The organism is Streptosporangium sp. NPDC005286, from assembly GCF_040607515.1.
Lineage (GTDB): Bacteria > Actinomycetota > Actinomycetes > Streptosporangiales > Streptosporangiaceae > Streptosporangium.
The window spans coordinates 38,486-44,640 of the sequence record NZ_JBEXGU010000067.1; the positions used below are offsets into that span (position 1 = coordinate 38,486).

The 6,155-nt window shown below is 66.5% G+C and carries 10 protein-coding genes; 8 read left to right on the forward strand and 2 right to left on the reverse strand.

Annotation, left to right across the window (positions count from 1 at the left end):
* Positions 1 to 34: 34 nt before the first annotated feature.
* From ABZU75_RS23915 to ABZU75_RS23930, 4 genes are all read left to right on the forward strand, one after another.
* A complete protein-coding gene (locus ABZU75_RS23915; RefSeq protein WP_355558114.1) occupies positions 35 to 166 on the forward strand; it encodes a hypothetical protein in 132 nt (43 codons plus the stop codon).
* Positions 167 to 351: 185 nt separating this feature from the next.
* A complete protein-coding gene (locus ABZU75_RS23920; RefSeq protein ID WP_355558117.1) occupies positions 352 to 783 on the forward strand; it encodes a hypothetical protein in 432 nt (143 codons plus the stop codon).
* A gap of 420 nt (positions 784 to 1,203) precedes the next feature.
* Positions 1,204 to 1,725 (forward strand): hypothetical protein, encoded by a 522-nt coding sequence (locus ABZU75_RS23925; protein ID WP_355558120.1) that lies wholly within the window; start codon positions 1,204 to 1,206, stop codon positions 1,723 to 1,725.
* Between the two features lie 120 nt (positions 1,726 to 1,845).
* Positions 1,846 to 2,184, forward strand: a complete 339-nt coding sequence (locus tag ABZU75_RS23930; protein WP_329089275.1) for an XRE family transcriptional regulator — start codon at positions 1,846 to 1,848, stop codon at positions 2,182 to 2,184.
* A gap of 63 nt (positions 2,185 to 2,247) precedes the next feature.
* On the opposite strand, the gene ABZU75_RS23935 is transcribed toward ABZU75_RS23930, so the two are convergent.
* Together ABZU75_RS23935 and ABZU75_RS23940 are read right to left on the reverse strand one after the other, a co-directional pair.
* Positions 2,248 to 2,460, reverse strand: a complete 213-nt coding sequence (locus tag ABZU75_RS23935; protein ID WP_355558123.1) for a DUF397 domain-containing protein — start codon at positions 2,458 to 2,460, stop codon at positions 2,248 to 2,250.
* Positions 2,451 to 3,272: a helix-turn-helix transcriptional regulator gene (locus tag ABZU75_RS23940; RefSeq protein ID WP_355558126.1), complete on the reverse strand. Its 822-nt coding sequence runs from the start codon at positions 3,270 to 3,272 to the stop codon at positions 2,451 to 2,453. Before ABZU75_RS23940 ends, ABZU75_RS23935 begins: the two co-directional genes overlap by 10 nt.
* A 653-nt stretch (positions 3,273 to 3,925) precedes the next feature.
* On the opposite strand from ABZU75_RS23940, the gene ABZU75_RS23945 reads away from it, so the two are divergent.
* The 4 genes from ABZU75_RS23945 to ABZU75_RS23960 all read left to right on the forward strand — a co-directional run.
* Positions 3,926 to 4,279 (forward strand): hypothetical protein, encoded by a 354-nt coding sequence (locus tag ABZU75_RS23945; protein ID WP_355558129.1) that lies wholly within the window; start codon positions 3,926 to 3,928, stop codon positions 4,277 to 4,279.
* Positions 4,276 to 5,109 (forward strand): ATP-binding protein, encoded by an 834-nt coding sequence (locus ABZU75_RS23950; RefSeq protein WP_355558131.1) that lies wholly within the window; start codon positions 4,276 to 4,278, stop codon positions 5,107 to 5,109. The genes ABZU75_RS23945 and ABZU75_RS23950 overlap by 4 nt, the downstream gene beginning before the upstream one ends.
* A 154-nt stretch (positions 5,110 to 5,263) precedes the next feature.
* Positions 5,264 to 5,674, forward strand: a complete 411-nt coding sequence (locus ABZU75_RS23955; protein WP_355558133.1) for a VOC family protein — start codon at positions 5,264 to 5,266, stop codon at positions 5,672 to 5,674.
* A gap of 182 nt (positions 5,675 to 5,856) precedes the next feature.
* Positions 5,857 to 6,155: helix-turn-helix transcriptional regulator (locus ABZU75_RS23960; RefSeq protein WP_355558135.1), on the forward strand; the 299-nt coding region annotated here is incomplete at its 3' end.

The following is a 6,155-nucleotide window of genomic DNA, read 5'->3' on the forward strand; positions in this document are numbered from 1 at the left end:
GTACCAGGGGTGAGCCAGCACGGCGGTTCCTTCGTTGCCATCGCCGCCGCCCCCAATCGACCAGCTCGCCACCCTGATCAGAAGCCGGCTCAAGCCCATGCAGTACCGTTCCGACCTGCTCAACGGGTTCATCGCCGCGACAGGTCTCACGCTCGACTCGCGGTAACCTCCAGCTTTCTCTCTCTCAGTAATCGCCTTTGGCGCTGGCCGCCGCAGGCCGCTGACGCGCCCGGGCCGGGGTAAGCGGCCCGGGTGCACGGATGAGCTTCTCAGCAATCAGCCGGAATGGTACCTAAGGGTGTTCCCAGTAGGCTCCCAAAGAATCGGGGCTTCTCATCTCAAGGGGTGTATATGAGCGGAAAGTTCAATGCTGTGCTGCAGACGGCCGCTATCGCGTTATTCCTCATCCTGAGGGTGGCCAGCGGGGGCTGGCTAGTGGTGATCTTCATCTTCACCGTGATCGGCCCGGTGATCCTCTTCACGCACCTCGTCACCGCTTTCGTCGCCGCCAGGCAGGCTGCGCTCTCCCCGCTCGCCTCCTGGGGCTGGGGGCTGACCGCGTTCTTCCTCCTGCTAGTCGGGCTGGTGCTGCCCGACTTCGGCGACAGCAGCGGAGGATGGGTTCCCCTGCTCGCGCTGACCGGCGGAGAGAAGGTCTACGGCACCGCCTTGAACGTGTTCTCCTGGGTGGGCCTGATCGGCATCGTGGGCTACCTCGCCTCGCTGATCGTCGCCTGGGCGAGCATCAGTCACGGCCGCCCCGCAGCGGCCGGGGGACGCTGACCGGGGGTACGGCAAGCCGCAAAGCGGCGGTCTCTCAGGCACGACGGATGCAGGCCACCGTCCCACTTGGTGGCGACAACCGGCTCTCGTACGGGCATGGCCGCGGCCACGCGATGCTTCGAACCGGCAAGCTGACCGGCTGGGAGGAGACAGCGGCATGAAACTTCGGGACCTTCTGGCCGACTATGAACATGAGGTTCTGCATAGCGACCCGGCCGAGGTCGATGTCGACGCCGGCATCTTCTACGATTCGCGCTGGGAGGGCACAAAGCTCCGGTCTCGCAGAGCCGACCGTTTCTGCGAATCTGTGCCTGCCGAAAATATCATCCGGTCCGGTCACTGGCCTTGCAGGCATTCTTCTCTGACCTGGGCAATCTTCGGTCACCAGGAAAGACAATCCGTGCGGCATGATGATCGTCTGTGCCGCTTCGCCTGGCCTATCTCGCCGTCACGAACACCTTCGCCGCGCTGCGGTTGCTGCCCATGGGCGATCGGGACAAGAACATCGAGATTCTCGCCCTGCGCCACCAAATCAACGTTCTTCAACGGCAGCTCGGCGCCGACGTCCGGGTGAGATTCGCTGCTGAGGACCGGGCCTTTCTCGCCGCGCTCCTGGCACCACTGCCTCGTGAAGTCCTGCGCCGACTGCGACTCCTCGTCCGCCCGGATACCGTTCTGCGCTGGCATCGCGATCTGATGAAGCGGCGTCATGCCCGTACCTGCAGGCCGAACAGGCGAGGTCGCCCGCCCACGGTGCGGTCCATTCGTGTCCTCATCCTGCGACTGGTTCGCGAGAATCCATCGTGGGGATATCGGCGAGTGCATGGCGAGCTCACCACGCTCGGCATCAAGGTGGCTGCGTCGACGGTCTGGGAGATCCTCAAGCAGGAAGGGCTTGATCCGGCACCCGAGAGGGCGAGGAGGCTTTCCAGACCCTGCTGAGCGCCGCTCACGCCCAGCTGGGCGGGCCGGCAACTGGGAGCATTGGTATGACACGAACGTACCGATGGCGGAGAAGCGGTACGCCGAGCACATGGCGGAGCCGGCTGGCAGGGAGTACGAATGAGCGCGGTCAACTGGGACGAGGTGAAGCAGCGGGCGCGGGAGCGGCGCCAGGCTGCGGGACTGCCCGTGCAATCGGATGCCGAGAAGTCCGCCGCGATGGAGCAGCTCGCCGCGGAGGTCAGGGCGCACAAGCTCGCGGAGATCAGGCGTGAGCAGGATCTGACCCAGCGCGACGTGGCCACCACCATGGGGGTCTCCGGACCAAGGGTCTCGGCCATCGAACACGGGGAGGTCGACCGCGTCGAGGTGGCGACCCTGCGCTCCTACGTCGAGGCTCTCGGCGGGCGGCTGCGCGTGGTGGCCGACTTCGGCGACGTCGAATACACCGTGGCATAGCCCGTACGACGACAGAAGCCCTCGGCCACTTGGTCGAGGGCTTCCTTGTTTCCGGGCATGGAGTCAGAAGTCGAACTCGCCCTTCTTGGCGCCGTCTACGAAGGCGTCCCAGACACTCGCGCTCACCACGAACGGCGCCTGCTCGGGGGCCTCGGTGTCCCGCAGGCCCACCCGACCACCCGACAACGGCGCAACCTCTAGGCAGTTGCCCTGGTCGGATCCGCTCTTGGTGGCCTTACGCCAGGCCGCACTCTTCAATTCATCGCTCAAGTCCACAGCTTCGCTGCCTCTCTGATCAACGCGATGGATAGATGCTGAGGCTGCGCCTCAGCTCGCAGGGCGTCGTATCTGCTGTATATAGCTTCAACATCTTTCGGGCGATTTGTCACGTACCCGTGAGTCGCCGACTGGATGTACACGGTGTCTGCACTTCCTGCAACCTGAGCGATCACGAATCCGCCAAGGATCCCTGTCGTTACCCCCAACTCCATGGGAATGATCTGGAGGCAGATACGCGGGGACTCTATCGCCTCCACGAGGCGTTCGAGTTGACGACGCATGACTTCCTTTCCGCCGATAGGGCGGCACAGAACACCTTCGTCCAGCACCACACGAAACATCGGCGGGTTGGGGCGAGCGAAAATCTCCTGTCGCGCTATCCGAGCCATGACAGCCTTTTCTGTCTGCTCGTCGGCTATGCCGGGCTCTCCACGGATAACCGCCCGCGCGTATTCCTCGATTTGGAGAAGACCGGGTATGACAAGTGGCTCCCAGGTGTGCAGCGTGTGCGCTGCTGGTTCGACGTCCAGCCAATCCCGGAACCACTTGGGGCTCGCCCCCCGAGTGACCTGTTCCCATAGATGGACAAGTTCCCCCTTCGCTTCCAGGGCGTCGTCGCAGCGCTGAGCGAAATTGCGGCTTGGGGTGCGCTCACCCCTTTCGATGAAGCCGATCAGACTTTGACTGAATTGGGTGATTTCCGCTAGCTGATCCTGCGACAGGCCAGCCATCTTTCGGCGCCTGCGTAGCTCGGCACCGAAAACAGTCAACGGCCTCACGAACGGGCCAGGGTTGGGGTTTACGGACATTTCAGCTCCGTCCGACAGGGAAGGCTACTCCGTCAGCACAAGAGCACAGCTTCAATACAAGATGTGCGGCAATGTGCTGGGCTTTTCGATACCCAAAGTAGTCATCTAAAGGCACTCTGTGAAGTAGTCCAGGAGAGCGGAAACGCCGCCAGAGTATCCCTCCCACACACATAAAGAGCAACCATCCAAAGCCGTCGAAAAAATCACCGCATATGTCCGGATAAGGGGAGTGGAAATGCTCGTCGATTCAGTGGAAAACGCACTCTCGGCCGCGCTTCACGCCTTTGCCGGATACACACCTGTCACCGCTGAGTAAGTCCTCCGGAGGGGGCGGACGTCACCTCCCTCGCCGTCACCTCCCGCAAGGCGGACACACCCCGGCGCATCGCCCCCAACCCACAAACAGAGCGGGGCCTGCCACGGCACGGCACGCCACGACAAGCCCCTCGACCGGACGTAGGAGGTCCGATCTGATGCACAACCCTAGAGGAAACCCCAGGCCGATCCGGGTACGTTGGCACGCGAACCGGCCGCCGATGCCCCTCGGCTGCCGCTGGTGCGGCCATCCCCCATACGCACACGAGGCCGCCAGCCTCCCGCACCGCGCGCACCATCACTGGGAGCAGCCCACCCCCGCCCAGATACACGCCCGAATGACCACCCGCCGCCGCCTCAGCCTCTCCGGCCACCCGGCGGCCCACCCCACCCACCGCCCCCTCACCCCGCCACCCCCGATCACTTCCCCCGGCCAGGCCACGGCCTTCCCCGAACACCCCCCGATGCCCCCTGCCAAGGAGGTTCCGGCAACCTCCCCCGAACACCCTCCGTTGCTCTCCACCGAGCAGGTTCCGATGTTCCCCTCCGGGCACACACCATCCCCCGGCCGGCACCGGCGACCGGAGCAGGCCGTGACCACGGCCGCCGTGCCGTACCGGCGTGGAAGGCCACTGGGCACCCGTACCCCCTCCGGTAAGCACACCCCGTACCGGCAGGGAGCGACGGCATGAACGGACGCGACCCCCAGGCCCGGCAGAGCGGGCGGCACCGGCGAGGAACGGCCACCGCGCAGGTCGACTCCCAGCCCTGGGACCTGGCCGAGCGAGCCTGCGCCGAGCAGCTCGACCAGATCGAGCCCGCCTGGACCGTCTGGTACGGCCCCGGTACCCGGCGCTTCCACGCCGTCGCCATCTGGCCCGCCCCCGAACCCCTGATCGTCCAGGCCGACACCGCCGACGAACTACGCGACCTGATGCGCGAGGCCGAACACAGCACACCGCCACCCCAAGGAGGGCCCATGCTCGAGACCCCGGACACCCCAACGGCCCTGGACCACTCGCGGACTCCAGACGGCCCGCGCATCATCTGCTGGGACCTGCCACATGACCTGCCGATCATCGGCAAGACCCGCACCATGGTGCGCGAGACCCTCGCCGCCTGGGCGCTCCACCACCTCGTCGACGACGCCGTCCTGGTGGTCGGCGAGCTGCTCGCCAACGCGATCATCCACGGCGAGCCCGTGGTCAGGCTCTCCCTGTGGGCCGGCGCGGACGAGCTCCAGATCCAGGTCACCGACCGGGGCCCCGGACGGCCCCGGCACCTCGCCCTCGGCGTCGAAGCCATCCACGGCCGTGGCCTGACCATCGTCCGAGCCCTCGCCCACGACACCGGCGTCACCCCCCTCCCCAACCATCCGGGCAAAACCATCTGGGCCCGCTGGCGCCTTCCCCTTCAAACCCGCCCGCCCGGCTACCCGGGCATCGCTGTGGGAGGAGCCGTCCGGTCGGGAGGCTACGGCCCGGGAGCAGAACGCGGAGCCGAACCGGCGGCTGGTGGCTGAGCAGGAGGCGCCGTCCCGGTTTGTGATCACCTGGGGACGGTTGAGGAGATCCTGGGCGACGCGCCAGGCAGTGCGCGCGACGGGTGAGACAGGTGGCCGGATCGATCAGGAATCGAGAAGCGCGGGTCACAAAGCCGCAGCTAGCCTGATTGTCATGGACATCACCATTCACACGAGCTTCCTCCCGCATGACGACCCGGACGCGTCCCTGGCCTTCTACCGCGACGCCCTCGGCTTCGAGGTCCGCAGCGACGTCGGACAGGGCAAGATGCGCTGGATCACGGTCGGCCCCGTCGGCCAGCCCGGCACGTCCATCCTCCTGGCGCCGCCGGCCGCCGACCCCGGGATCACCGACGACGAGCGCCGCACCATCGCCGAGATGATGGCCAAGGGCACCTACGGCTGGATCCTGCTGGCCACCCCCGATCTCGACGGCACTTTCGAGAAGCTGCAGGCCGGCGACGCCGAGGTCGTCCAGGAGCTGATCGAGCAGCCGTACGGCGTCCGCGACTGCGCCTTCCGCGATCCCGCGGGCAACCTGGTCCGCATCCAGGAGCTTCGCTGAGCCGTCCGGTCGTCGATTCGGCCATGACGGCCGGCGTCGCGACCACCGGCCTCCATCCCGCCGCCGTCGAGCAGTTGCTCGACCGGCTCGTCGACCCCGGCAAGCCGGTCATCGAGCACCTCGCCGCCTACCCCGGCATGCGCCCCAGCTGCTCACGGACATCGACGAAAAGGAGTTCTCCCATGTGTCACCCCTCGTGGGGGCGCGCACGCGCCGCGGCGCAACGCCTGAACGACCTCGCGCGACTGCGCCGCGTCCGCGACCGGATCGACCGGGAGTACGCGCAGCCACTGAACGTCGAGGCGCTCGCCCGCGGTGTGAACATGTCCGCCGGGCACCTCAGCCGCCAGTTCCGGCTGGCCTACGGCGAGTCGCCGTACTCGTACCTGATGACGCGGCGCATCGAGCGCGCGATGGCGCTGCTGCGTCGTGGCGACCTCAGCGTCACCGAGGTCTGCTTCGCGGTCGGCTGCTCGTCGCT